Raw genomic sequence first — 25125 nt, 5'->3', positions numbered from 1 at the left:
TTATGTTGTGGGTATTTGGGGTCTTCCGTCCGCATTTTGGACCGTGACACTCGGAGCGGGACGGGGCTCTCTCCGGTCTTCCCGTCTCCTCGGCGTGGTCCGGGGACACCGCTCCGTGGGCCCGGATAAATATCCGCCTGGGTAATTGGGGTGGGTTACGCCGGTATTTTGCTCCTTGACGGATATTTGCCCTCTGGTGAAGATTCTTGCCGATAGCGCACTTATTTCCAGGTGACCAACGACCTGGGACGTGCGCCAACTGGAGGAATCTTTCATGAGGAGCTCCCTCACCGGCAGGAGGGTGGGCCGCGCCGCGGTCCTGCTCGCCCTGCCTCTCGCCCTCAGCCTCGGCTCGCTGCCCGTTCTCGCCGTCCCCGCTCCGCCGGTCGGCGAGGTCGCCCCCGACCGGCGGTCCAGCACCGAACAGGACGGCGTGGCGCTGCTGCGCGTCATCGTTCCCGACCAGGCGGCCGTGGACCGGCTCAACGCCCTGGACGTCGACCTCGCGGAATACAAGAAGTCCGTCGAGGGCGGCCTGGAGGTCCACGCCGTACTGAGCCCCCCGGAGGCCCAGAAACTGCGTGACCTCGGCTTCGACGTACGCGGTCCCATCTCCGACCAGAGCGACGTCGCCGAGAACAAGGCGGAACGGCGGGAGGCGCTCAAGGAGGCCGCGGAGGCGGCGGCGGAGGTCGACACGCTGACCCCGCTCCGCGCCGAGTGGTTCACCAGCCTCGACGACCGGCGCTTCCTGTCGGTGGAGGTGAAGTCGAGCGCCGTCGACGCGGAGACCGTGCTCACCGCCACCTGGGACAGCGGCAGGAATACGCCCCCCGACTCGGGCGGCACCACGACGATGTCGCGCTTCACCGATGCCGGACAGTACATGTACCACCGGTTCAGCTCGCCGCTCTCCCTCACCGCGGTCCCCACCAAGGTCACGATCACGAGCAACCGCGGCGGCTCGGTCACGGTTCCGGTGACCAAGTGGCTGGGATCCCCGCGCAAGGCGCCGAACCCCCACTACGTCGCGGACTTCGTCGACCGCTACATGGACCCCACCGAGCTCACCGGCAGGATCACCGCCCTGGCCGCGGAGTTCCCGAAGATCAGCCAGATCGTCGACCTGCCCCACAAGACGAACGGCTACCGCCGGGCGGCGCAGGCACAGTTCGGCACGGTCGCGGCGAGCACGTTCTACGTGAGCTCGAAGGCGTACGGGCACGAGGGCGGCAACGACGTCAGCGTCGCCCTGGTGAAGCCCGACACCGCCTCCAGCCCGCTGGGCGTCTCCGTGAGCGGCAAGGACGTCGTGGTCAACCTCGGCACGGACGCGTCCTCCGCGATCAGCAGCACCGCCGTCCAGGTGGTGGAGGCGCTCAACGGCAACAGTGCGGCGTCGGCACTCCTGAGCGCGGCCACGTACCGGGGCAACGCCGGTACCGGCCTCGTCGACGCGGCGGCGGCGACGAGACTGACCGACAACCTGAAGGCGCCGGCGACCATCTCACGCGAGCCGTTCCAGACGAAGGCGCTGCGCATCGGCAAGAAGCGTGACGGGTCGAAGACCGGCGTGTTCCTCTACTGCCAGGAGCACGCCCGCGAGTGGGTGACCCCGCTGGTCTGCCTGGAGACCGCCGAGCGGCTCCTGCGCAACTACGCCCGCGACGGGCGGACCAAGAAGCTGGTCGACGACCTCGACATCTTCATCCTGCCCACGTCCAACCCCGACGGCGGGCATTACAGCATGTACGACTACAACATGCAGCGCCGCAACCTGACCAACCACTGCCCGGCCAACGCGGCCGACCCGGCGCGGCGCAACTCCTGGGGCGTGGACCTGAACCGCAACTTCTCGGTCGGTTCCGTCTTCGACGGCTACAGCGGCGCCTCGACCACCTGCACCAGCGACACCTTCGCGGGCCCGGCCGAGCTGTCGGAGCCGGAAGCGCGCAACGAGGTCTGGCTCACCACCCAGTACCCGAACATCAAGTTCGCGATGAACACGCACTCCTACGGCGGCTATTTCATGTGGCCTCCGGGCGCGTACAAGGCCGCCGGGCGCGAGCTGCTGCCGCGCGTCGACTACGGCACGGAGAACTTCTTCTGGGACGCCTCCGACCACATCCTCTCCGCGGTCCAGTCGTGGCGCGGCACGGGGATCTGGCCGGGCCGCACCGGTCCGGTGCCGGACGTGCTGTACTCCGCGGCCGGCAACAGCGCCGACGAGCACTGGTACAGCCGGGGCATCATCGGCTGGGACTTCGAGGTCGGCGCGGACGTCTACGACCCGGCGACCAAGCAGTTCCGGGCGGTCGGCTTCCAGCCGGACTTCGCGGAGGGGCACGAGGAGGCCATGGAGTTCGCCAGCGGCCAGATCGGCATCCTGGAGATCGCCCGGTCCTTCGCCGACGACAGGAAGCGTCCTCGGTCGGAGCTGAAGAGGACCGGCTGGACCACCACCTCGTCCACGTTCACCTTCGCGACCGACGAGCCCGCCAACGTGTACTACACGCTGGACGGCAGCCGCCCGACGCTGAGTTCCACCAAGCTCGCCGCCGCGGGGACGCGCGAGGGCGCGCAGCAGATCACGGTCACCAAGACCACCGATGTGCGCTGGTTCGCCGTTGACATCACCGGGAACGTCGAGAACGGCTACCGGCCGGACGGCCACGGCGACAACTACCGCAAGGAGAAGGTGAGGATCACCCGGGTTCCCTGACCCTCGTTCGCACGATCGCACGTTCGCGCGGCCACCGGTCCCCCCGGCCGGTGGCCGCCGCCTGTGGCGGGGGACCGGCCTCTACGGCGGGACCAGGCTCCCGGACCCGGCCCCCGGGCCCGTCGACGACGGGCCCGGGTCGCGTCCCCCGTCCGTCCGGATCGCGTCACCCGCCCGAAGCGGGTCACCCGCTCACCCGCTCACCCGGAGCGTGTCACCCGTCCGCACGGGGCACGTCCGGCAGGAGATCCCACTCCTCCCAGGAGATCTCCCTGCCCGGCCAGCGCACCGTGGCGTACGGCCACGCCTCGTCCAGCCAGGCGCGGACCACCGGCTCCAGCTCCTCCTCCAGGCCCGTGCCCTCCTCGTCGGCCCGTACCCAGAACGACACGTCGGCGTCGGCCCCCCGCTTCTCCGGAGGATCGACGTAGACGCACCCGAGCAGGCGGGACTCGTCGGGACTCATGACCGCGTAGTTGAACGACCTGCGCAGCAGGGCCTCCTTCTGGTGCCAGGCCAGGTCGATCAGGTTGTTCTCCAGCGTCATGTCGTCGAGCGGCCAGCCGCCCCACAGCGGGAAGCGCTCCCGCAGCGGGGCCGCGCTGCTCATCACGGCGTCGAAGTCGCGCACCGCGTCGTGAATCGTGATGGGCCGGATATGGAACCTCTCGTGCTTCACACCTGCGGGAATCTCATGGGACCTCGGTAGGAACGGCATGCGGACCATACTGGCGTGCCCGCCTTGGCACCCGCTGAACTCCCGCTTGCCCGGACAGTTCCGCTCCCCCGGTGTCCGCGCGCGTGATGTTCGCGTGGTGTCCGCGCGCACGGAGCGCTCCGCGTGGTGTTCACGCGCACGGAGCGCTCCGCGTGGTCACGCGCCGACGACGACGTCGATCGTCATCTCCTCGTCGCCCGGTGTGCCGGAGATCTCGATGGTCACGCCCGTCCACCCGCCGCCGGGCAGGTTCAGCGCCGGCGAGGTGTCCCTGCCGATGCTCGCGTTGCCCTGGAAGGGGTACAGGTCGCCCGCGTCGCCCCTGTTGCCGAGGCTGCCGATCCTGGCGAGCTGGCGGAGGCCGTCGGCCTGCATCAGCTCGATCGCCAGGCGCCGCTCGTCGTCGACGCCGGGAACGGCCTCGTCCACGACGTAGACCGCGACGCCCTGGTCGGGCAGGAACTCGTCCTGACCTCGCCGGCGGCGGTACTCGACGACGATGTACTGCGTGTCCTTCATCGTCCGCTCGTTGTGGACGACGACGAAGTCGCCGCCCTCGGCCGCCGGGCGGAGCGTGATGCCGCGGGTGGTCTCGGTGACCAGGCGCGGGGTGACCCAGTCGTGGAACATGCGCAGCATGCTGGTCGGGAAAACGGGTGTGACGCCGTTGTCGCCCCACGATCCCGCCGCCATCAGGCAGAAGTTGCCCAGCCCGTGCGACTTGGCGCCGGTCTGCGCCCGGTCGGTGTCGTAGTAGTCGGCCCAGCGCGCAGCCAGGTGTCCCCACTCGTGGGCGCAGACGCCGACGTTGCAGTCCTCGGGCACGGTCAGGAAGGTGCTCACCTGCAGGCCGGGCCCGACCGTGATCGGCTGCTCGCCGACGGTCCACTTCAGGCTCCAGATGAACTGCAGCCCGGCGGCGTCCGAGAAGGTCTCGGCGCCCGGACCGGCGTGCACGACGAACAGCGCGGTGACCCGGTTCTCGTCGAGCACGTCGTAGGAGGGGTCGAAGTCGACGCCCGCCTCCATGGCGGCCAGCACCGCGTCGCGCGCCATGCCCTGGGCGTTGCGCGGGAAGTTCTGCTCGTCCATCCCCGATTTGTCGTTGGCGTAGAAGGCCAGCGTCCGCGGCAGCCGGAACCAGCCGAACACCTCGCCCCGCACGTCGATGCCCCGGTCGTCGCCGAAGCCGCTGACCTTCCGGTAGAAGTCGCGCATGCTGCCCGCCTGGGTGCCGAACAGCAGCCTTTCGAAGTGCTCCACGTCGTGAGCCGGATCATGCGGCCGGTCGTCGAAGTCGACCAGCAGCACCAGGGTCCTGACGACGCCCTTGAGCTTCCTGGGCGGCCGGTTGATCAGGCTCACGTCGGGGGCGTGCGGGACGACGGCACCGTCGTCCAGACCCGCCGGGCGCGGTCCGCGCCGCTCGGAGCGCCACACCGTGTAGTAGTCCTCGAACGTCAGGTGCTCGGGCAGGATCCCGGCGGCCCTCAGCTCGTGGAAGCGGGCCTCCAGCCTGTCCAGCGCGTCTGGCGCCAGTGGAACGAAGTGCATGATGTCCCCCCTCGTCCGTCCTTCCAGTGAAGGTAGGAGAGAGAGGGGTTCCTGTCGTGAGTATCCCTACTCAACCGGCGGCCGACGCGTCCGCGCCGATCGCTCCGATCACCCCGTACCGCCGAGCCCGGCCACGAGACCGGCCAGTTCGCCGGTGCTCGCCCGGGTGAGGGCGTCGCCCATGCCGACGGCGATCGCGCCCGCGCGGATCCACTCCGGCGCGTCCCGCACGGTCACCCCGCCCGTCGGCATGAAGGGCACCTGATCGAGGGCGCGGGACAGGTCGCCGAAGGCGGCCAGGCCGATTCCCGAGGCGGGATAGAGCTTGACGACGTCCGCGCCGAAACTCATCGCGGCCAGCGCCTCGGTCGGGGTGAAGGCCCCGGGCATGGCGGCGGCCCCGCCGTCGTGCGCGGCCTCGATGACGGCGCGGTCGACGTTGGGCGCGACGACGAAGCGGGCACCGGCCTCGATCGCCGCCTCCGTCGCCCGCGCCGTGAGCACGGTCCCGGCGCCCACCACGACGTCCGGCCACGCGCCGGTCAGCTCACGGATGAGCCGCAGCGCGCCGGGGGTGGTCATGGTGATCTCGATGAGCTTCACACCCGCGGACAGAACCTCGGTCGCGGCGGCGCGCGCCTCGTCCTCGCTCCGCTTGCGAATGATCGCCACCAGCCGATGGGATCTGACCAGGTCGATCATCGATCGAATCCTTCCTGTCCTGAAACGAAGGCCTCGTACTCGTGCAGGCGCGGGAACCCCTCGTAGTCGCCCCGGTGGGCCACCACCTGGGCGGCGGTCCACGACCCGGTCCGCAGGGCGTCGGCGAAGGACCGGCCGCCGAGCATCTCGAACAGGTAGCCCGCGGTGAACGCGTCCCCCGCCCCGACGGTGTCGACGACGGCCGGGGCCGGGTGGGCGGGCAGGTCGATCGGCTCACCGCCCCGCTCGACGGCGACGCATCCGCGGTCGCCACGACGGATCACGACCCGGGGGATGCCGAGGTCGGCGAGGGCGCTCAGCGCGTCCGCGCAGGTGGTGGTCGCGCTGATGGCGAGTGCCTCGTCCTCGCCGAGGAGCAGGTCGTCGACGTCCGGCAGCAACGTGCGGCAGGCCGCGGCGGCCTCTTCGAGGGTCCACAGCTTGCGGCGGATGTTCGGGTCGAAGCTCACCGGCACGCCGTGGTCGCGGGCCAGGCCGACGAGGGTGCGCACGGCCTGGGCGGGGCCCCGGCCGAGGGCGAGCGTGACGCCGGTGACGTGGACGCGGCGGGCCCTCGCGACGAGCTCGCCGGGTACGTCGGCGCCGGTCAGCTCGGTCGCGGCGGATCCGGCCCGGTAGTAGTACACGTTCGTGAGGTGCGGGCCGAGCACCTCCTTGACCATCATCCCCGTCGGGGATTCGCCCTTCTTCACGTGGCCGACGTCCACGCCCTCGCCGCGCAGGGTGCGGTGGACCTCCACGCCGAAGGGGTCGGGGCCGACCCGCGAGATCATCGCGGGCCGCGCGCCGAGCCGGGCCAGGCCGATGGCGACGTTCGCCTCCGCCCCGGCTATCGCCTTGGCCAGGTAGGGCGCGCTGTCGAGGCGCTGTCCCTGCACGTACAGGCTGACGAGCGTCTCTCCGAGGGTGAGGACGTCGGACACCTGAACATCAGGCATGTTCATGACATTCTTTCCTGTGGTCGGTGTGGAACGCGGGGACGGTGAGCCTCCAGGTCGCTCCCCGCCGCCGGCCGGCACCCGAGGCGGGGCCGGGACGAGCCGGCCGGTCACCATTCGGCGAACGAGCCGTCGTCGTGGTGCCAGACCGGGTTGCGCCAGGCATGGCCCGCACGGTCTGCGTGGCGGACCGCCCGCTCGTCCACGGTGATGCCCAGGCCGGGGGCGTCCATCCGGCGCAGATGCCCGTCGACGAAGCGGAACGGCTCGGGGTCGACGACGTAGTCGAGGAGGTCCGCCCCCTCGTTGTAGTGGATGCCGACGCTCTGTTCCTGGATGAGGAAGTTGGGCGTGGCGAAGGCGACCTGCGCGCTCGCGGCCAGGGCGATCGGGCCGAGCGGGCAGTGCGGCGCGAGGAGGGCCCCGTAGGTCTCGGCGAGGGCCGCGATGCGGCGTACCTCGGAGATGCCGCCCGCGTGGGAGAGATCCGGCTGCACCACGGCGACACCGGCCTGCAGCGGCGCGAGGAACTCGGCGCGGCCGTACAGCCGCTCCCCGGTGGCGATCGGGATCGGCGAGCAGGTGACGACGTCGTGCAGGGCGTGGCCCTGCTCGGGAAGCAGGGGCTCCTCCGCGAACAGCGGCCGCAGCGCCGCGAGTTCCGGGAGGATGCGGCGGACCGCCGCGGCGCCCGCCCGGCCGTGGAAGTCGACGGCCACGTCGCGGTCGTCGCCGAGCACCTCCCTGGCGGCGGCGAGCCGGCGTACCACGGCGTCGATCTCGGCCGAGGTGGGAAGGGGGGAGAGGCGGCCGGTGGCGTTCATCTTGACCGCGGTGAAACCCGCCTCGACCTGGGCGGCGACCGCGGCGGCCACCTCGCCGGGCTCGTCGCCGCCCACCCAGGAGTACACCCGGAGGCGGTCGCGTACCGGGCCGCCGAGCAGCGCGTGGACCGGGGCGCCGTACGCCTGCCCCGCGATGTCCCACAGCGCCTGGTCGAGACCCGCGACGGCACTGGAGAGCACGGGGCCACCCCGGTAGAAGCCGCCCTTGGTGAGCACCTGCCAGTGGTGCTCGATCCGCAGGGGGTCCTCGCCGACGAGGTATCCGGCGAGCACCTCCACCGCCGCCCGCACCACCTCGGCGCGGCCCTCGACGACCGGCTCGCCCCAGCCGACGATGCCCTCGTCGGTCTCCACGCGGCAGAAGAGCCAGCGCGGCGGGACGAGGAAGGTCTCGACTCGCTCGATCTTCACTGCTCTTCCTCCGAGTCCCGCGAGCCCTTCGAGGTCTTCGGGTCCTTCGGGTCCTTCGAGGTCTGGGGGGACTTCGGGGGCTTCGAGTCTTTCGGGTCCTTCGATCGGCGGACCCTGTCCACGTCGTGGACGGCCTTGGCCAGCAGCACCCGCATGGCGTGTTCCGCGGCGTCGGGGTCGCGGTCGTGGATCGCCTCCACCACCGCCCGGTGGCTGGGCACCGGGTCGTCGTGGTGCTCGCCCCCGTGCACCAGGCGGTCCCGTTCGGCCAGACCGGTCTCGATGACGATCTCCATCCGCTCCAGCAGCTCGTTGTGCGTGGCGGCCAGCAGCGCGCGGTGGAAGAGCAGGTCGGCGGCCACGGCCGCCACGGGGTCGCCGTCGGCGGCGGCCATCGCGCCGAGGGCGGCGTCCAGGGCGGCGCGGTCCGCCTCCGTGGCCCTGTCGCTGGCCAGCCGGGCGGCGGCGGGCTCCACGATGGTGCGCACCTCGTGCAGCTCGTCAAGCAGCCGCGGGTCGGTGTGCTCGTCGAACTGCCAGCGGATCACATCGCCGTCGAGCAGGTTCCAGTCGGTGCGCGGACGCACGAACGTGCCGCGCCGCTGCCGGGCGTCGACGATGCCCTTGGCGGAGAGCACCTTGAGTGCCTCGCGCAGTGCGGTGAGGCTCACGCCGAGCTCCTCCTGCAGAGCCACGATGTTGAGCGTCTCGCCCTCGGCGATCCCGCCGCTGAGAATTCGCCGCGCGACGATCTCGACGGTCTGCCCGTGGACGCCGCGATGTGCGTACCGTGCCAAGGTTTTCGCGCCTTCCCTGTTGGTGAACGATGTTTCAGGCCGAGGCTTTCATCGCGGTCCAGCCGCCGTCCACAACGAGGCTGGCGCCGGTGACGTAGGCCGCGTCCGGTGACGCGAGGAACGCGACGGCGGCGGCCACCTCCTCCGGGGTGCCGAACCGCTTCGCGACGGTCTCCACGACGCTGCGCCGCCGGTCCTCCTCCGGCACCTGGTCCCAGGCGGCGGTGAGGATGGGGCCGGGGATGACGGTGTTCAGCCGGACCTCGGGCCCGTACTCCACGGCGAGCTGCCTGCTCAGGGCGAGGAGCCCGCCCTTGGCCGCCGCGTAGGCGGGGCGGCCGGGCAGGCCGACCAGGGCGTGCACGGAGGAGACGACGACGACCGCCCCCCGGCCCGCCCGCAGGTCGGGCAGGCAGGCCCGCACGCCCAGGAAGGTGCCGGTGAGGCTGACGGCCAGCTGGTGGTCCCACGACCGGCGGCTGGTCTCGTGGGCGGGCGCAACCTCGACGGCGTACGCGTTGCTCACCAGGATGTCGACGGGGCCGAATCTGGCGCGCGTGGCGTCGACCGCCGCGGCCCAGTCGGCCTCGTCCGAGACGTCGCCGACCACGGACAGTGATCGACCGCCGGTGGAGCGGATCTCGTCCGCGAGGTCCGTCGCGTCACGGACGTCCAGCAGCACCACGGCGGCACCCTCGGCGGCGAGACGCCGGGCGCTCGCCGCCCCGATCCCCGCCCCGGCCCCCGTGACCAGTGCGACCTTCCCCGAAAGCCGGTGCATGATCAGTCTCCTGTCGCCTTGCCGGTCTCAGTTAAATCATTAATTATGAAATATATTGACAGTCGATGGGGACCGATGCAACCTTCTGCTCACGACGTTCACATAACCGACACAAAGTGATGTCACGTAACGTGTCGACGAAGGAGGGAACACCCTTGAGCGACTTCGACTCCGGTCGCCGCCGGTTCCTCGGGCAGATGGGACTCGCCGGTCTGGGCGCGCTCGGTGCCGCCGGACTGGCGAGCGGCTGTGCCACCTCCGCGACCAGGCCCGCCGCGACGGCGGCCGCCACCTCGTCCGGTGCCGCCCCGGCCGGGCCGGTCACCCTCCAGTCCAACCTGTCCTCGCCGCAGGCCAAGGCGGCGATGCAGAAGATCATCGACGGGTTCAACAAACTGGGCAAGGGCACGGCGACGCTCAACACCGTCGCCTCGGAGACCTACCGCACCCAGCTGCCGACCTACCTCACCTCCGCTAACCCGCCCGACCTCTACACCTGGTACGCGGGTTCCGTCGCCAACAACTACGCCGACAAGAACCTGCTGCTCGACGTGTCCGACGTGTGGGGCTCGATGGGCGACTACCCCGCGGCGCTGCGCGAGCTGTCCACCGACGGCACGGGCCGGCAGATCTTCGTGCCGATGAACAACTACTGGTGGGGCTTCTTCTACCGCAAGTCCAACTTCGCCAAGTGGGGTGTGCAGGAGCCGAAGACCTGGGCCGAGTTCCTCACGCTGTGCGAGACGCTGAAGGGCAAGGGGATCCCGCCGATCGGCATCGGCCTGGGCGACACCCCGTGGGTGGCCTCCGTCTGGTTCGACTACCTCAACATCCGGATCAACGGCGCCGACTTCCACCGGGAGCTGCTGGCGGGCAAGCAGCGCTTCGACGACCCCAAGGTGAAGGCCGTCTTCGCCAAGTGGCGCGAGGTGCTCCCCTACTTCGACCCGAAGGGCAAGGCCTACCCGTTCCAGGAGGCGACCACGGCCCTGCTCGGGGGGAAGACCGGGATGTTCCTCATCGGCACCTTCTTCGCCGACGCCGCCCCCAAGGACGCCCTCGACGACCTGGACTTCTTCCGGTTCCCCATCATCGACCCCGCGGTGCCGATCGTCGAGGAGGCCCCGACCGACGGCTTCTTCGCCAGCGCCAAGTCGGCGAATCCGGCCGGCGCCAAGGCCCTGCTCACCTACCTGGCCTCGGCCGAGGCACAGGAGCTCTACATCGCGAGCAGCTCCGGCATCGTGCTCCCCGCCAACCCCAAGGCCAAGGCGGCCGACTCGCCGCTGGTCGCCAAGGGCAAGGCGATGCTGGACGAGGCCGCGGAGCTCACCCAGTTCTTCAACCGCGACTCCAGCGACGCCCTGCAGCCGACCGCCGACACGGCGCTGACCAAGTTCATGGACAAGCCTGACGAGATCGACACCATCCTGAGCGAATGGCAGACGGCCGCGCAGAAGGTCTTCAAGGGGTGAGGTGATGGCCACCCTCCTGTCAACACCCCCGGCGAAGCCGGCGAGCCGTCGGCGGCGATCGGTCCAGAGCCTGTCGCCGCTGCTCGCGGTGTTCGTCCTGGTGCCCTTCGTGGTGGAGAGCATCTGGGTCTTCTGGCCCGCGGTGCAGGGCCTCTACCTGTCGCTGACGCGCTGGGACGGGCTCACCCCGCCCGAGTTCGTCGGCCTGGCGAACTTCGCCGAGCTCGCGGGCGATCCGATCTTCCGGGGCGCGCTCGGCAACACCGTGCTGTGGCTGGTGCTCTTCGGCGGGCTCTCCGTGCTCGGCGGTTTCGGCATGGCGCTGGTGCTGCAACGCGACCGGCGGGGCGTCGGCTTCTACCGGGCGGCGCTCTTCACCCCGGTCGTCTTCTCGCTGGTCGTGACCGCGCTGGTGTGGCGGGTCTTCTACCAGCCCGACGGGCTGGCCGACCAGGTCCTCACCGCGGTCGGGCTGGAGCACCTGAGCCGTCCCTGGCTCGCCGACCCGGACACCGCGCTCTACGCGGTGATCCTGCCCGCCCTGTGGCGGCAGATCGGCTATGTCATGGTGCTCTATCTCGCCGGGCTCAAGGCGATCGACCCTGCCCTGTACGAGGCGGCCAAGGTGGACGGGGCCGGGGGCTGGCAGCGGCTCAGGCACATCACCGTCCCGCAGTTGCGCGGGGTCAACGCGGTCGTGCTCTCGGTCATCGTCATCGACTCGCTGCGCTCCTTCGACATCGTCTGGTCGCTCACCAGGGGAGGGCCGTACCACTCGTCCGAGTTGCTGAGCACCTACATGTACTCGGCGGCGTTCCAGAGCCTGCGCCTCGGCTACGGCTCGGCCATCGCGGTGGTCATCTTCGCGCTCGCACTCGTCGTGATCCTCGGCTATCTGGTCCGTGCCTTCAAGGAGGAATCATGACAAGAGGGCTTCGGACCGGGGTCTTCCACGGGAGCATGGCGCTGCTGTCGCTGCTCTGGCTGTCACCGATCATCTGGGTGGTGCTCACCTCGCTGCGCACCTTCGACGACGTGGCCGCCAACGGGGTGGGCAGCCTGCCCCGCTCGTTCACGCTCGACACCTACCGCCAGGCGTGGAGCGACGGCGGCCAGCTCCAGTCGCTCGTCAACAGCTTCCTGGTGACCGTGCCCGCGGTCGCGCTGAGCCTGCTGCTGGCGGCCATGGCGGCGTTCGCGCTGAGCCGCTACCGCATCCCCTTCCGCCGCACGCTGCTGCTGCTCATGCTCGCGGGCAACCTGCTGCCGCCGCAGATCCTGCTCATCCCGGTCTCCAAGTTCGCCGAGCTCACCGGCACGTATGACACGCTCGCCGCGCTGGTCGCCGTCCACGTCGCGTTCGGGCTCGGCTTCTACACCTTCGTCCTGCACGGTTTCATGCGCGAGCTGCCCTCCGCGATCCAGGAGGCGGCCACCATCGACGGCGCGGGCGTCGCGCAGGTCTTCTGGCGCATCGTGCTGCCGCTGACCAGGCCCGCCCTGGCCGCGCTCGGCGCGCTCTCCTTCACCTGGATCTTCAACGACCTGCTGTGGGCGATCACCGTGCTGCGCACGGACACCAAGATGCCGGTCACCCCGGCGCTGCTCGGGTTGCAGGGCCAGTTCGTCTCCTCCTGGAACGTCATCGCGGCGGGCACGATCATCGCCGCCGTGCCGACGCTCCTGGTGTTCCTGCGGTTCCAGCGGCACTTCATCTCGGGCCTCGCGATCGGAGCGGTCAAGTGACGCGGTGGGTGCCTCGTGGCGACACGACGGAGTACGCGGTCGCCGTGCCCGAGCACGACAGCACGCCGACGCCGTCTACCGCCACGGCGACACGGCCCACTCCGGCGGCCACCTGACCTCGGCGGGCCTGCCGGTCCGCCGGACCGCGGACCACGACGCGGAACCGGTCGTGTTCCACCGGGGGTGACCTCTGGACGCCCTCCCCGCGTGGCGCGCCGGTTCACCCGGTTCGCTTGGTCACCTGCTTCGCCCGGTTCCACGGGTTCCCCGCGGCGGGCCCGCCGCGGGGTGTCTCTTGTCGTGTCCCGGGGGTCAGCTACAGGTCGAGCCGTTGAGGGTGAACGAGCCGGGGGCGGTGTTGGTCCCGCTGTAGGAGGCGTTGAAACCGAGCCCGGCGGACTGCCCGGGGTTCAGGGTGCCGTTGTAGGCGGCGTTGCGGCCGGTCACGACCTGGCCGGACTGGGACCAGGTGGCGTTCCAGCCCTGGGTGACCCGCTGGTTCCCGGGGAAGGTGAACCTCAGCTCCCAGCCGTTGATCGCCGAGGTGCCGGTGTTGGTGACGGACAGGTTGGCGGTGAAGCCGGTGTTCCAGCTGTTGGCGCTGTAGGTGACCCGGCAGGAGGAGGGGCCGGGCGTGGGGGTGGGTGTGGGCGTGGGCGTCGGGGTGGGGGAGGGGCCGGGGGTGTCCAGGCCGAAGAACTGGATCGCGGACTCGGCCATCCCGCTCTGGGGCAGGTTGTGCCCGACGCCCGGCAGGCTGTAGGACTCGACCCTGACGGTGCCCGCGGAGTCGGCGTAGCGGCTGCGGTTCCAGCCCGCCCGGGGCGTGTCGGTGGAGGTCGGCGTCTGGCTCAGGCCGTGGACGTTGGTCCACTGCTTGACCGCCTCGCCCAGGTTCGGATAGCGCAGGGTGGAGTCCTCGGTGCCGTGCCACAGCTGGACGCGGGGCCGGGCGCCGGTGTATCCGGGATAGGCGGCCCGCACCAGGTTGCCCCACTCCTGGGGAGTCCTGATGATCGTGCCGTTGGCGCACTCGCTGTTCCACCCCGAGGAGCTGGCGAAGCAGCCGAAGGGGACGCCCATGAAGGCCGCTCCGGCCTTGAACACGTCCGGATACAGACCCAGCAGGACCTCGGTCATCATCGCGCCGGAGGAGGCACCCGTCACGTAGACCCGCGACGGGTCACCGTTGTGGCGCTGCTGGGCGTAGGTCACCATGGACATGAGCCCGACCGGGTCGCTCCCGCCGCCGCGCCTGAGCGCCTCGGGGGAGGAGACGTCGAAGCAGCTCCCGCTGCGGGTGGCCGACGGGTAGATCACGACGAACCCGTACTGGTCGGCCAGCGAGGCGAACTGCGTGCCGGAGTGGAAGGCCGGGCCGGAACCGGTGCAGTAGTGCACCGCCAGCAGGATGGCGGGACGGGGCGCCACCCGATCCGGGACGTAGATGTGCATCCTGAGATTGCTGGGGTTCGTCCCGAAACCGGTGACCTCCACCAGGGACGCGGAGGACGCGGGTGAGGTCGTCAGCGCCAGGCCGAGCAGGAGGGGAAGGGCCGCGCACAGCAGTCGCAGGGCCGTTCTCATCCGACTGCTCCCCGGTCCCGGCTGGGCCCGGCATGGAACATCGCTGTCGGACATCGTGGCTCTCCTTTCGGCTACGGCCGATCGCCGGAGCCCCTGACCGTGGCCCCGGCGTTCGACGCCTCACACTTGTCGCCGAAAGTTAAAGTTGTTTGCCGAAATTTTCAATCACCTGAGCGAGGGCACGGGCACGCGTCCGGCGCGATCCTTCCTCCCCGCGGTGTTTTCTCACAGGTGGGAAACACCTTTGGTGCGTGCCGCGGCGGGGCCGCCCCCGCGTCCTTCGGTGAAAGTTTCCATCCCTCCCGCATTCCCGGCGGCGTACGGGGGCCCGGACGTTCTTGTCCGCCGGGTCGAGGTTCAGCCGGGCACGGGCTTCCACGGGCTTCCGGCCAGGAGCCCGCCGTCGACGCGGATGCTCGCCCCGGAGATGAAGGAACCCGCGTCCGACGCCAGAAGCAGGCACGCTCCGACCAGCTCGGCGGGCATCCCCGGCCTGCGCAGGGGGCAGCGCTCCAGGATCCAGGAGGCGCGGTCGGCGTCCTCCCAGAGAGGGCGTGACAGCGAGGTCATCAGGAATCCGGGGGATATACAGTTCGCCCTGATGTTGTATCGGGCCCATTCGATGCACATCGTCTTGGTGACCTGCGCCAGGGCCGCCTTGTTGGCGCCGTAGACGGAGACGCCTTCGAGCCCGATCTCCGTGTTTATCGACGTGACGTTGATGATGGAACCGCCCCCGCCCGCCCGCATGACGAGCATCGCCTCGCGGGCCAGGAAATACGCCGCCTTCAGATTCACATCCGAAATCTCGGTCCACAGTTCCGGGGTGACGTTCGCTATGGGCTCGCGGGTGTTGATGGCGGCGGCGTTCACCAGCACGTCGAGGGTGCCGAATTCCTTTCTGGCCGCATCCGCGAGATTCTTGGGAGCGCGCGGATCCCGGAGATCGGCTATCACCACCGTGAAGTCGACTTTCCCGGCCTCCAGCAGGGATATGAGGGCCGAGCAGCGCTCCGTGTCGACATCACTGATGACGACACGTGCTCCGGCGGCGGCGAGTCCCGCGGTCAGCCATCCTCCGACGCCGCCACCGGCTCCCGTGATCAGGGCGACTTTGCCGCTCATGTCGAACAGGCTGGCTGGAGCCAGGTCGTCCAGGCTCCATGAATTATTCTGATCGTGCGCCGACATCATTGCGGAAAGGCCGTGATGACTGTTCAACATGAATTGCCCATCGATTGGTGCCGTGGCTTCACGGGGTCAGCTCCAAAGGCGCAGGATATCCGACGTCCTCTCCCTTCCGAGGAATCCTGAAATGCTGACACGCCGTCCCCGCGTGGTCTCTTTCACCGCATGGAGTCGTGTTGACCTGATGATGACCAGGTCGCCGACGCATGGCTTGATGGTGATATCAGGAGAAGGCAGGCTTTCCGCGTCGAAGCCGTACGTCCTCGACGTGGAGGGAATGTTCCGGGATCTGACGCCGTCGAAGGTCAGATCCCAGACGTGTAGTTCTCCGCCGTTTTCCGGGGCCTCCAGATACAGGTTCACCCCGAACTGTTTCGTGAACCGCATGTTGAAGTAGTCGAGCATGATCTTCGCCAGCACCGGATCGGAGATCAGCACCGAATCCATCGATCCCGTCAGGTCGACCGGCGGGAATATGAAAACATTCACCCTGCCCTCCTTGTGGGTGATGTGCAGGCTGAGCGGATGGGGGAGAGGGCCGATGTAGTCCTGATCGAACACGGCGAAGGAGACCCGCCCGGTGGCCAGCAGCTCGCAACTCCGCTCGGCCAGCCACAGCGACTTCTGAATGGTGTCCACGCTGGCTATGCTGCGGAAGCTCTTGAGCGGGCTCCGGCGGCTTTTTATGCTGTTGTGGACCTCCGTGAAATACTTGTCCAAACCAGGGTGTTCCCCCTTGGGCGGTGACAGGTTCAGGGTGCTGACGGTGGTGGCTCCGACGGTGATGTTGACCAGCTTCTCGAGAAACTCCTCGCTGGTGGTGAAGACCTCGATTCCCCTGGCCGGCTGCCGGAGCAGTCGCTCCTGCCTGTCACGGATGTTTTCAAGCCGTCCGTAGACATACCCGATGAAGGTCGCCATGGTGCCCAGGAGATATCCGGCCACGAGATCGAGTGGTACGGGTATCGGCCGGGGGAGAAACAGGTTTATGACTCCGACAGGTAGCGCAACGATCGCAAATAGTCCTGATAGCCACATTGCGAGTTTTCCTGCTACGCGAGTCGCTTCGTCACTCAACACGCCACCTGATCGTTTTAGCGTCCGGCTGATCGTCTGGCGATCAGGCTACGCCCGCACCGCGATCCTTTGTAGGCCCTATATGCGAGTGCTTCGGCAATGATTCGCGGCATATCTGGTGGATTTCATTAATCGGTCATGCTTTTTCCGGCCTGAATGCGCAGGCGTAAGCGGCCGGGCGAAACCGCACCGATCTCATGACGGACCGGGCGCGGGGAAGCCGTCACGTACCGGCCGAAGACCCGTCGAAGGACCGGTGGAACGCTCCGGGCGCACGCGAACTCCTCCCAGGGGGGCGCCGCGAGCCGCGCCGCGGACAGCGCTGGAAGGGCTCGCCGCGCGGTCAGATCCGGGCGGCGACGCTTCGTGCCTCCGCACCGGAAAGCGCCCTGTCCCAGAGGGCCACATTGGTGATGGCACCCGGCCAGAAGTCCACCGGCTCGCCGAAAGTGGACCGGCCGACATAAAAGGGACCGCTGGAGGGACGGATCGGCTCCTTCAGGAGCTTGACCCCTTCGAGTCGCCCGTCGACGTACATGCGGATCTCACCGGCGGAGCCCGCCCCCCTGTCGTGGACGGCCGCGAGATGCACCCAGGTCAGGGGTTTGACCTTCGTCGAGGAGACGACCCGCTCAGGCCGCCCGCCCTCCCCGTACACCGACAGGGTCCAGTACTCCCCCCCGGCCGGGGCAGGTGGAATCCGGCCGCGCCCGAGCCGTGCAGGACATGTACTGCACGCTGAACGAGAAGTACCCGTTCGTCGCCTCCTGGCTCGCCGCGGCGGCGTAGTAGAAATCGCTGGGAGAGCGGTCGATGCGAACCCGCGCCGCGGCGGTGAAGCTTTCCGTCGAATCGACGACGGGCCCGCGGTCGGTCGCGGCGTATCCCTTGACCCCGTCGAAGTACAGCGCGCCTTTCGCCGCCCGCGGTGGATGCGCCTCCCAGTTCGCGCCCCGGTTGAGAAGCAGCCCGTTGCCGCCCGCGGAGTCCCCCGCCCTGGAGCCCGCCCGCTCGCCGAAGTCCCAGAATCCGGCCAGTCCCGCAGGCAGCCCGCTGACGGCGGGCGTCTCCACGGGCGTCTCCACAGGACGTTTCGCGGCGCCCGGTTCGGCGTTGTCCGGCCTCCCGTCCTGGAGGACGATCGCGGTGACGGCGGCGGCGACCGCCGTCGCGGCGGTCAGGGACGCGATCACCGAGCCTCTCCTGAACCACGGAGTGGCCGCCCTGGTGGGCCCGGCCTCGACGTCGTCGGCGACCGGGAGCGCCGCCCCGGCCGGCTGCCACGGGACGGCGGCGGGCTCGCCACGGCCCGCCGCCCGGTACCCCGGTGGGTACGGTTCGACGAAGGTGCCGTGACCGACCAGCGTCTGGAGCACCTGGATGGCGGTGGGCCGATCGGCGGGATCCTTGGCCAGGCAGCGTGCGAGCACGCCCCGCAGCGGAGAGGGAAGGCCCGCCAGGTCGGGACTCTCGTTGAGGATCCTGTTGGCCACCGCGGCGAAGGACGTCCTGCCGAAGGGCGGGTTTCCCGTCGCGGCGAAGACCATCGTGGCCGCCCACGCGAAGACATCGGTGTGCGGCCCGGCGGGTTGCCCGCTGAACTGCTCGGGAGCCATGTAGGGCGGAGTGCCGATGAGGGAGTTCGTCGTCTGCTCACCGGAGTCGAGAGCGCGGGCGATGCCGAAGTCGACGACGCGGGGGCCGTCCGACCCGATCAGGACGTTGGAGGGCTTGAAGTCCCGATGGACCACCCGGGCACCGTGGATCGCCGCCAGCGCGGTGATCGTGTAGGTGGCCAGCCGCTCCAGCGTGTTCTCCCCGAACACGCCGTTCTTCTCGACCGCCTCCTGCAGCGACGGCCCGGCCACGTACTCGCTGACGATGTACGGACGTTCGCCGTCGACGTCGGCGTCGAGGATCGCCGCGGTGTGGGCCTGCGGGACGCGGCGGGCGGCGGCGAGTTCGCGGACGAACCGCGCGCGGACCTCTCTCGTCGGGAGCCCTCCGCTGAGGACCTTGACGGCGACCGGGCGCCCGTCCGGGGTGCGTCCGAGGTAGACGACCCCCTGCCCGCCCACCCCCAGGCGCCCCTCGATGCCGTAGAGGTCGATCCGGCGCGGGTCTTCGTTCCCGAGGGGGAGGACATCGATTCTGTCGAACATGGCGCCTTACCGTGTCGCGGTGCGTCGGCCTGCCGGTTGCGGCGAGGACGCGGGCACCTCCCGCCGGGCCGGAGGCCACGACCATCCCGGCTCGCGAACGCCCTCGCACCGCATCCGTCGGTCTCCGCTTCCGGCCCGCCGTCCACCGCCCGGAAGCGCGGCGGGGAGCCGCCGACCGGCGGCATGGAGCGACAGCGAAAGCAGATCATCGAGCGGATCCACCATAGCGTCACCCCACCCCCGGTCATCGGGAGAATCCGGACATCGGCGGCTTGGCCCCCCTCGGTGGCTCGCCTCTCTCAGCGGCACCGTCGTCTTCGAGACGACCACCGCCGGGGTGGCGAGCCGGCCCCCTGCTCGGCGTCGGGCGGGAGGCCGTCTTCGCCGAGCCGGGCCGCCGAGGGGGCGGCCGGTGGCTGGAAGGTCGGCGGTCGCTGGAAGGTCAGCGGTCGCTCCACCTGATCTCGTAGGGCCGGAGGGTGAACTCCTCGCCGTCCACGGTCGTGGTGACCTCCGCCTTGGTGGTGTTGACCATCACCAGTTGCCGAGGCTGCGCGAGCACCCGGACCCCGGGATCGGAGGAGGTGACCTTCTCCAGCTCGGCTCCGGCCGGGAACCACGTGGTGAAGTCGCTCACCAGCTTGCCGGTGGGGAGTGTGGCACCGGTCCGCGGATCCCACATGCACCCCTGGCAGGTGCCCTGCTTGGTCTGCGGGTTCCAGTACAGCGCCGTGGCGGCGCCGCTCTCGGCGAACTCGATCATCGAGGCGGCCTGGACGGCGAGCCGCATGGGCTCGGGCCACGTGGTGTTGTCCTCGGGGACGAAATACCACTCCGCCCACCAGACCGGCATGTCGCCGGTCCTCTCGCGCAGCCAGGTGGTGACCGCGCTGAACTTGCTCAGCGCTCCGAACGCGTCGGGCAGCATCTCGTGGGCGTCGGTCAGCGAGGCGCCGTCGACCACGACGAAGTCGGCGCCCTTCTTGTTCTTGAACCAGTACTCGAAGGCGTCCAGGGCGTTCTGGTTGACGACCCCCCACTTCCCCCGCAGCTCGGACTTGCCCGTCCTGTTGCTGTCGAAGCCGAGGTAGGGCCCGCCGACCATGGCGTCGGGCCGGGCCGCCTTCACCGCGTCGTAGACCTTGTTGTAGAGCGTGGTGTAGCCCTTGAAGTCCGCGGGCTTGGAGTGGTCCTTCCAGAAGCCCTTGAACTCGTTCCAGACCATGAAGTACTTGACGTCGCGGTACTTGGTGGCGACGGCCGCCGACAGCTTGGCGAAGTCGTCGAAGTGCTTGGGGTAGGGCGCGTCCTCCAGGTGCTCGTCCCAGCCCACGTCCGTGGTCGGTCCCTCGGGACCGCCCTTCATCCAGTCGGGGGCGCAGCAGAGCGTGATGACCTGCGTGCCGCCGGACTTCCTCATGAGGTTCGTCCGGCTGTCGAGGTCCTCCCAGTAGAACTCCCGCGGGCGGGGCTGGGGGTTGAGCGCTCCGAACCCCATGATGTGCTGGTTCTGCAGCATCGGGGTTTTGGCGAGCGTCCCGGCCACGACCTGCTCGAACTCCTGGGTGACGTTGTTGGCGCTGACCCCGGTGTGGGTGAGCCCCCAGCGAGGCCACGCGGGGTCGACCGGCGGCGCCTTCTGGATCTTGGCGCTGGGCGCCGCCGGTGAGGCGGCGGCGGACTGCCGTACGACGGGATCCGCCTGTTCAGCGGTGTCGCCGGAGGAGCAACCCGCCGCCACCAGCGTCATCGCGACGACCCCCGCCACCGAGGCGATGACCCGACCGGGACGCCGCCATGCGGATCTCCCACTACCTGATGACACCTGATACCCACCCGATCTTCAGCATCCGCTTTGCGCAGAGCGTTCCACAGGCCGCGTAAGAGCGTCATACAGGAACGCGGTTCACAGGTAAGCGTTATGGCCGGCCTGCGAAAACGCCCCCCGGGGTTTCGGGGGGCGGGCGTGTCCCTGCGTGCCGTCCCGCTGACCGGGTCGACCGTACCCTGCCGCGTCCGGCCGGTGGGCGGGGTGTCCAAGGAGACTCCGAGGACCTCTGTGTGACCTTTCCCACGATCACCCCTTGTGCGGATTTATACGCATAACATCAGCGGCTGACTCCCTAGGGTCTGCGGTGTCCGAAAAGTGACACTGCGAATCAAGGTGGAGGTTCTCATGAATGCCTTTGAACAGATCGGTGGCGGGCGTGTCTCCTGGCGGCGCGTGATGGGCCGCGCGGCGGTGGGCGCGGCGACAGTGGCGCTGGCCGCCGGTGCGGTGACGGTGCCCGCCGAGGCGGCGACGGCCGCACCCGCCGCCGCGATCACCGGCGAGGCGGCAGGCCAGGCCAGCCAGGCCACTCAGGCCACTCAGGCCAAGAAGTACTACTTCGCCGCCGGGCTCCTGGGCAGGAACGAGGTGCCGGAGCCGGGTAAGAAGGTCAACGACCGGGACGGTGTGGCGGTCGCGAAGTTCCGCATCCACGGGAACCGCTTCTACTACTTCGTCCAGTGGAAGAGGACCGCCAAGCCCAGCGCCTTCCACATCCACAAGGGCAAGGCGGGCAAGAACGGCCCCGTCGTCATCGACCTGCTGTCCAACGGCAAGATCCGTGGCAACACGAGCTTCGGCTCCGTCGTCGTCAACGACTCCAGCCTGCTCAAGGGCATCAAGAACAACCCGAGGAACTGGTACGCCAACCTGCACACCAAGCAGTTCCCCGACGGCGCGGTCCGCGGCCAGCTCACCAAGGGCGGCCGCTGGTAGCTCGTCGCGTACGTCGCCCAGGGCTGTGGACGACCTCTCGTATTCCTACTCCATCGCCGCCCGGATGGCCTGCGTCCCGTCGCGAACCGCGTCGAGCAGGGCCTGGTACTCGGGCTCGGCGACCCCCCTGGACGACTCCTCTCCCGCGCGCGACTCCTCTACCGCCCGCAGGTAGGCCAGCCAGAAACCGTGGATTCTTTCGGCCACATTGCCCGGAAGTACGAGAAGCCGGGGGTATTCGCCTTCGCGCAGGGCTCGCCGGCCGGGTCGCTTGAACCACATGTTCAGCCCGGCCATGGAGGAGATCCAGGAACCGATCAGATCGACGAGGTCGTTCCCGATGACCGAGCTCGTCAGCATTGTGAGCGCGAGGTTCATCGGCGGCGACGGAGTGGGTTTCCTCAGCTCGTCAGGCGGGGTCCAGCTCGGGAGCGGATCGCGAAACTCCCGCATCCACTCGGGAAGATCCCTGATCGCCGTCACCCCCATCGGAATCCGGGCGAGTCCCGCACACGGCCTTCGACCTCGCAGACCGCCGGCGGCCCGGATCGGCGGACCGTCAGCGATCCGATCAACGGCCCAGCTGGAAGGCCGACATCGGGATGTGCAGCCAGGTCGGCCGGTTGCGCGTCTCGTAGACGACCTCGTACGCGGCCTTGTCGAGTTCCAGGGCGCGCAGCAGGACGGCGTCCTCGGCGTGGAGGTGGCCCCCTCCGGCGGAGTAGCCCGCGAGGAAGGAGGAGCGGTTGAGCTCGGCCCACTCGATCGCCCGGGGGCGCAGGGCCTCGGCGTCGGGGTGGTCGGCCAGCAGGTGGCGGGCGGCGTAGTCGAAGGAGCGGAGCATCCCGGCCACGTCCCGCAGCGGGGAGGACAGGGCGCGGCGCTCGGCGATGGGCTGGCCCGGCTCGCCCTCGAAGTCGAGGACGATCCAGTCGTTGGTGGTGCGCATCACCTGGCCGAGGTGGTAGTCGCCGTGGACGCGCTGGACGGGCATCTCCCCGGCCACGTCCGAGACCCGCTGGTAGGCCTCCTCGGCGACGTGGGCGTGCTCGCCGAGCTCGGGCACCTCCTCCACCGCGATCCCCAGGCGGCGGCGGAACTCCTCGACCATCCGCTTGACCTCCTGCGACTCGACCACGTCGGTCGGGAAGGCGGCGGCCATCTCCTGGTGGACCTGGGCGGTGGTCACGCCGAGACGGTAGGCCTCGGAGCTGAAGTCACCGCCCGCGTCGGAGGCCGACGGTTCGAGGGAGCCGTACAGGTCGCGGACGCTGGCCAGGGCGAGGGCCCAGCCGTCGTTGGCGTTCGACAGGAACTCCTGGGTCATCGCCAGCGTGGTGGTCTCGCCGTCGAGGTCGGTCTCGATCCAGCCGTACGGCTGGGCGATGTGCTTGCCGTCGCGGCGGGCCAGGGCGGTGACGATCTCCAGCTCGGGGTTCACCCCGGCGGTCAGGCGGCGAAACAGCTTGCAGATGTAGGTGTCGCCGTACACCAGAGAGGTGTTGGACTGCTCGGCGCCGAGGACCAGGCTGCGCTTGGAGGTGTCGATCTCCACCCCGTCGAGGTGGCGGAAGCGGAGCGCGCCGAGGTCGCGGCCGGAGGCCATGCCTTCGAGCAGGGTGCCGGTGAGATCGGCGTCGTAGGCGGCGTCGTAGTAGCCGCCGCCGATGTGGGCCGGTTTGAAGCGGGCCCACTCCGGCGCCTCGCTGCCGAGCAGCAACTGGTAGCGGTCGCGTGCCCCTGACTGGTGAACCGAGATGATCAGGTGGCGCAGGCGTGGTGACAGCTCCACATCCGAGTCGACGACGAGATCGTCGATCGGGCGCCCCTTACCGGCGAACCATCGTTGATGGGCGATCCAACCGGTAAGGAGCTCCGTCAACACGGCTTTACGCCTCCTGGGATGCGGGTGGCAGGGTGAACCAGTAGAACCCATGCCCAGGAAGAGTCAAAAGATACGGAAGCTCGCCAATCGGTGGGAAAGGAACTCCGCCCATCGTCTCCACGGGGATCGATCCCTCGAAGCGGCGGAGGTCGAGCTCCACCGGCTGCGGGAACCGGGACAGGTTGTTGACGCACAGCATCCGGTCGTCGCCGAGCTCGCGGACGAAGGCGAGGACGCTCGGGTTGGAGGAGTTCAGCTCGGTGAACTCGCCCAGACCGAAGACCGGGTGCCGCTTGCGGATGTCGATCATTCGCTTGGTCCAGTGGAGCAGCGAACCCGCGCTCCGCTGCTGCGCCTCGACGTTGAGCGCCTGGTAGCCGTAGATCGGGTCCATGATGACCGGCAGGTACAGGCGCCCGGGGTCGCAGTCGGAGAATCCCGCGTTGCGGTCGGGGCTCCACTGCATGGGGGTACGGACACCGTCGCGGTCGCCCAGCCAGATGTTGTCCCCCATGCCGATCTCATCGCCGTAGTACAGCACGGGAGATCCCGGAAGGGAGAGCAGCAACGCCGTGAACAGCTCAATCTGGTTGCGGTCGTTCTCCAGCAGCGGGGCCAGCCGCCGCCGGATGCCGACGTTGGCGCGCATCCGGGGATCCTTGGCGTACTCCGAGTACATGTAGTCGCGCTCGTCGTCCGTCACCATCTCAAGCGTGAGCTCGTCATGGTTGCGCAGGAAGATGCCCCACTGGCAGTTCTCCGGGATCTTCGGCGTCTGGGCCATGATCTCGGAGATGGGGTAGCGCGACTCCCGCCTGACCGCCATGAAGATGCGCGGCATCAGCGGGAAGTGGAACGCCATGTGGCACTCGTCGCCCCCGGTGGCGGAGTCGCCGAAGTACTCGACCACGTCGGCGGGCCACTGGTTGGCCTCGGCCAGCAGCACCCGGTCGGGGTAGAGGCGGTCGATCTCCGCCCTGACCCGCTTCAGGTACTCGTGGGTCCTGGGCAGGTTCTCGCAGTTGGTGCCGTCCTGCTCGAAGAGGTACGGGATGGCGTCCATGCGGAAGCCGTCGATGCCCAGGTCCAGCCAGAAGCGCAGCACCTCCAGCATCGCGTCCTGCACGTCCGGGTTCTCGTAGTTGAGGTCCGGCTGGTGCGAGAAGAAGCGGTGCCAGTAGTACTGGCCCCGGACCGGGTCGTGGGACCAGTTGGACGTCTCGGTGTCGACGAAGATGATCCGGGCGTCCTTGTAGAGCTCGTCGTTGTCGTTCCAGACGTAGAAGTCGCCGAACGGCCCCTCGGGGTCGTGGCGGGAGGCCTGGAACCACGGGTGCTGGTCGCTGGTGTGGTTCATCACCAGGTCGGCGATGACCCTCATGCCACGCTTGTGCGCTTCATCGACCAGTTTTACGAAATCTCCGAGATCGCCAAAATCAGGAAGGATCTTCATGAAATCGGCGATGTCGTACCCGCCGTCGCGCAGCGGCGACTCGTACAGCGGAAGCAGCCAGAGGCAGTCGACACCGAGCCACTGGAGATAGTCCAGTTTCTGGATGAGACCGCGGATGTCTCCGGTGCCGTCGCCGTTGGAATCGGCGAAGCCCCGGATGAGAACCTCGTAGAAGACGGCACGCTTGAACCAGTACGGATCGCGCGGCTTTTCCTCGTCGAAGGTGTTCGGAATTGGCTCAGGTAGCTGACTCACCAGTGGACTCCCCGCTGTTCTGCCGGTATGGGCGTACCCGG

At 69.1% G+C, this 25125-nt stretch carries 22 protein-coding genes; 5 read left to right on the top strand and 17 right to left on the bottom strand.

The annotated features are described in order from the left end of the window. Positions 1-274 precede the first annotated feature (274 nt). Positions 275-2722 (top strand): M14 family metallopeptidase, encoded by a 2448-nt coding sequence (locus tag ACSDR0_RS10445; RefSeq protein WP_435288556.1) that lies wholly within the window; start codon positions 275-277, stop codon positions 2720-2722. Between the two features lie 214 nt (positions 2723-2936). Here the strand turns inward: ACSDR0_RS10445 and ACSDR0_RS10440 are convergent, their stop codons facing one another. The 7 genes from ACSDR0_RS10440 to ACSDR0_RS10410 all read right to left on the bottom strand — a co-directional run bounded on the left by ACSDR0_RS10440 (position 2937) and on the right by ACSDR0_RS10410 (position 9489). Next, positions 2937-3401 (bottom strand): GNAT family N-acetyltransferase, encoded by a 465-nt coding sequence (locus ACSDR0_RS10440; protein WP_435288555.1) that lies wholly within the window; start codon positions 3399-3401, stop codon positions 2937-2939. Positions 3402-3596: 195 nt separating this feature from the next. Continuing rightward, positions 3597-4994, bottom strand: a complete 1398-nt coding sequence (locus tag ACSDR0_RS10435) for a M6 family metalloprotease domain-containing protein (protein ID WP_435288554.1) — start codon at positions 4992-4994, stop codon at positions 3597-3599. 108 nt (positions 4995-5102) lie between these two features. Further along, complete coding sequence (locus tag ACSDR0_RS10430) at positions 5103-5696, bottom strand: bifunctional 4-hydroxy-2-oxoglutarate aldolase/2-dehydro-3-deoxy-phosphogluconate aldolase (RefSeq protein WP_435288553.1); 594 nt, start codon at positions 5694-5696, stop codon at positions 5103-5105. Then, positions 5693-6661, bottom strand: a complete 969-nt coding sequence (locus ACSDR0_RS10425) for a sugar kinase (protein WP_435288552.1) — start codon at positions 6659-6661, stop codon at positions 5693-5695. The genes ACSDR0_RS10430 and ACSDR0_RS10425 overlap by 4 nt, the downstream gene beginning before the upstream one ends. 104 nt (positions 6662-6765) lie before the next feature. Beyond that, positions 6766-7911 carry a galactonate dehydratase gene (gene dgoD / locus ACSDR0_RS10420; protein WP_435288551.1) on the bottom strand — a complete coding sequence of 382 codons (1146 nt, stop codon included), beginning with the start codon at positions 7909-7911 and terminating at the stop codon, positions 6766-6768. Further along, positions 7908-8708, bottom strand: a complete 801-nt coding sequence (locus ACSDR0_RS10415; RefSeq protein ID WP_435288550.1) for a FadR/GntR family transcriptional regulator — start codon at positions 8706-8708, stop codon at positions 7908-7910. Before ACSDR0_RS10415 ends, dgoD begins: the two co-directional genes overlap by 4 nt. A 34-nt stretch (positions 8709-8742) precedes the next feature. Further along, positions 8743-9489 carry an SDR family NAD(P)-dependent oxidoreductase gene (locus tag ACSDR0_RS10410; protein ID WP_435288549.1) on the bottom strand — a complete coding sequence of 249 codons (747 nt, stop codon included), beginning with the start codon at positions 9487-9489 and terminating at the stop codon, positions 8743-8745. A 155-nt stretch (positions 9490-9644) separates the two neighbouring features. On the opposite strand from ACSDR0_RS10410, the gene ACSDR0_RS10405 reads away from it, so the two are divergent. Genes ACSDR0_RS10405 through ACSDR0_RS10395 form a run of 3 tightly spaced genes read left to right on the top strand, consistent with a single transcriptional unit; the run spans position 9645 to position 12710 of the window. Beyond that, positions 9645-10964, top strand: a complete 1320-nt coding sequence (locus ACSDR0_RS10405; RefSeq protein ID WP_435288548.1) for an ABC transporter substrate-binding protein — start codon at positions 9645-9647, stop codon at positions 10962-10964. Positions 10965-10968: 4 nt separating this feature from the next. Next, positions 10969-11889 (top strand): carbohydrate ABC transporter permease, encoded by a 921-nt coding sequence (locus tag ACSDR0_RS10400; RefSeq protein ID WP_435288547.1) that lies wholly within the window; start codon positions 10969-10971, stop codon positions 11887-11889. Then, positions 11886-12710: a carbohydrate ABC transporter permease gene (locus ACSDR0_RS10395; RefSeq protein WP_435288546.1), complete on the top strand. Its 825-nt coding sequence runs from the start codon at positions 11886-11888 to the stop codon at positions 12708-12710. The genes ACSDR0_RS10400 and ACSDR0_RS10395 overlap by 4 nt, the downstream gene beginning before the upstream one ends. Here the strand turns inward: ACSDR0_RS10395 and ACSDR0_RS10390 are convergent. From ACSDR0_RS10390 to ACSDR0_RS10360, 7 genes are all read right to left on the bottom strand, one after another. Beyond that, a complete protein-coding gene (locus ACSDR0_RS10390) occupies positions 12703-12888 on the bottom strand; it encodes a hypothetical protein (protein WP_435288545.1) in 186 nt (61 codons plus the stop codon). The genes ACSDR0_RS10395 and ACSDR0_RS10390 overlap by 8 nt on opposite strands. A gap of 134 nt (positions 12889-13022) precedes the next feature. Next, on the bottom strand, positions 13023-14297 hold the full coding sequence (locus tag ACSDR0_RS10385) for an extracellular catalytic domain type 1 short-chain-length polyhydroxyalkanoate depolymerase (protein WP_435288544.1): 1275 nt from the start codon (positions 14295-14297) through the stop codon (positions 13023-13025). Positions 14298-14654: 357 nt separating this feature from the next. Next, complete coding sequence (locus ACSDR0_RS10380; protein WP_435288543.1) at positions 14655-15422, bottom strand: SDR family NAD(P)-dependent oxidoreductase; 768 nt, start codon at positions 15420-15422, stop codon at positions 14655-14657. A 135-nt stretch (positions 15423-15557) separates the two neighbouring features. Beyond that, positions 15558-16562, bottom strand: a complete 1005-nt coding sequence (locus tag ACSDR0_RS10375; RefSeq protein WP_435288542.1) for a 2OG-Fe(II) oxygenase — start codon at positions 16560-16562, stop codon at positions 15558-15560. 343 nt (positions 16563-16905) lie between these two features. Then, a complete protein-coding gene (locus ACSDR0_RS10370; protein WP_435288541.1) occupies positions 16906-17220 on the bottom strand; it encodes a LamG domain-containing protein in 315 nt (104 codons plus the stop codon). Next, positions 17195-18724, bottom strand: coding sequence for a serine/threonine-protein kinase (locus ACSDR0_RS10365; RefSeq protein ID WP_435288540.1), 1530 nt, complete (start codon positions 18722-18724; stop codon positions 17195-17197). The genes ACSDR0_RS10370 and ACSDR0_RS10365 overlap by 26 nt, the downstream gene beginning before the upstream one ends. Positions 18725-19166: 442 nt before the next feature. Continuing rightward, positions 19167-20492: a xylan 1,4-beta-xylosidase gene (locus ACSDR0_RS10360; RefSeq protein WP_435288539.1), complete on the bottom strand. Its 1326-nt coding sequence runs from the start codon at positions 20490-20492 to the stop codon at positions 19167-19169. 408 nt (positions 20493-20900) lie between these two features. Here ACSDR0_RS10360 and ACSDR0_RS10355 point away from each other — a divergent pair, with 408 nt between their 5' ends. Beyond that, positions 20901-21491 (top strand): CHRD domain-containing protein, encoded by a 591-nt coding sequence (locus ACSDR0_RS10355; RefSeq protein ID WP_435288538.1) that lies wholly within the window; start codon positions 20901-20903, stop codon positions 21489-21491. A gap of 45 nt (positions 21492-21536) precedes the next feature. Here the strand turns inward: ACSDR0_RS10355 and ACSDR0_RS10350 are convergent, their stop codons facing one another. The 3 genes from ACSDR0_RS10350 to treS all read right to left on the bottom strand — a co-directional run bounded on the left by ACSDR0_RS10350 (position 21537) and on the right by treS (position 25084). Then, entirely contained in the window at positions 21537-21974 is a 438-nt protein-coding gene (locus tag ACSDR0_RS10350; RefSeq protein WP_435288537.1) for a hypothetical protein, read from the bottom strand. A gap of 88 nt (positions 21975-22062) precedes the next feature. Beyond that, complete coding sequence (locus ACSDR0_RS10345; protein WP_435288536.1) at positions 22063-23376, bottom strand: maltokinase N-terminal cap-like domain-containing protein; 1314 nt, start codon at positions 23374-23376, stop codon at positions 22063-22065. 4 nt (positions 23377-23380) lie between these two features. Beyond that, complete coding sequence (gene treS / locus ACSDR0_RS10340; protein ID WP_435288535.1) at positions 23381-25084, bottom strand: maltose alpha-D-glucosyltransferase; 1704 nt, start codon at positions 25082-25084, stop codon at positions 23381-23383. Positions 25085-25125: the final 41 nt, after the last annotated feature.

Origin of the sequence: Streptosporangium sp. G11 (assembly GCF_051192615.1) — a bacterium.
GTDB lineage: Bacteria > Actinomycetota > Actinomycetes > Streptosporangiales > Streptosporangiaceae > Streptosporangium.
This window is presented reverse-complemented; position numbering and strand designations above follow the sequence as displayed.

Excerpts from the sequence above, each read along its gene's own strand:
- ACSDR0_RS10355 (WP_435288538.1), top strand. The coding sequence starts at position 20,901 with ATGAATGCCTTTGAACAGATCGGTGGCGGGCGTGTCTCCTGGCGGCGC.
- ACSDR0_RS10445 (WP_435288556.1), top strand. The coding sequence starts at position 275 with ATGAGGAGCTCCCTCACCGGCAGGAGGGTGGGCCGCGCCGCGGTCCTG.
- ACSDR0_RS10385 (WP_435288544.1), bottom strand. The coding sequence starts at position 14,297 with ATGAGAACGGCCCTGCGACTGCTGTGCGCGGCCCTTCCCCTCCTGCTC.
- ACSDR0_RS10425 (WP_435288552.1), bottom strand. The coding sequence starts at position 6,661 with ATGAACATGCCTGATGTTCAGGTGTCCGACGTCCTCACCCTCGGAGAG.
- ACSDR0_RS10380 (WP_435288543.1), bottom strand. The coding sequence starts at position 15,422 with ATGAGCGGCAAAGTCGCCCTGATCACGGGAGCCGGTGGCGGCGTCGGA.
- ACSDR0_RS10395 (WP_435288546.1), top strand. The coding sequence starts at position 11,886 with ATGACAAGAGGGCTTCGGACCGGGGTCTTCCACGGGAGCATGGCGCTG.
- ACSDR0_RS10365 (WP_435288540.1), bottom strand. The coding sequence starts at position 18,724 with ATGTTCGACAGAATCGATGTCCTCCCCCTCGGGAACGAAGACCCGCGC.
- ACSDR0_RS10400 (WP_435288547.1), top strand. The coding sequence starts at position 10,969 with ATGGCCACCCTCCTGTCAACACCCCCGGCGAAGCCGGCGAGCCGTCGG.
- ACSDR0_RS10435 (WP_435288554.1), bottom strand. The coding sequence starts at position 4,994 with ATGCACTTCGTTCCACTGGCGCCAGACGCGCTGGACAGGCTGGAGGCC.
- ACSDR0_RS10430 (WP_435288553.1), bottom strand. The coding sequence starts at position 5,696 with ATGATCGACCTGGTCAGATCCCATCGGCTGGTGGCGATCATTCGCAAG.
- ACSDR0_RS10410 (WP_435288549.1), bottom strand. The coding sequence starts at position 9,489 with ATGCACCGGCTTTCGGGGAAGGTCGCACTGGTCACGGGGGCCGGGGCG.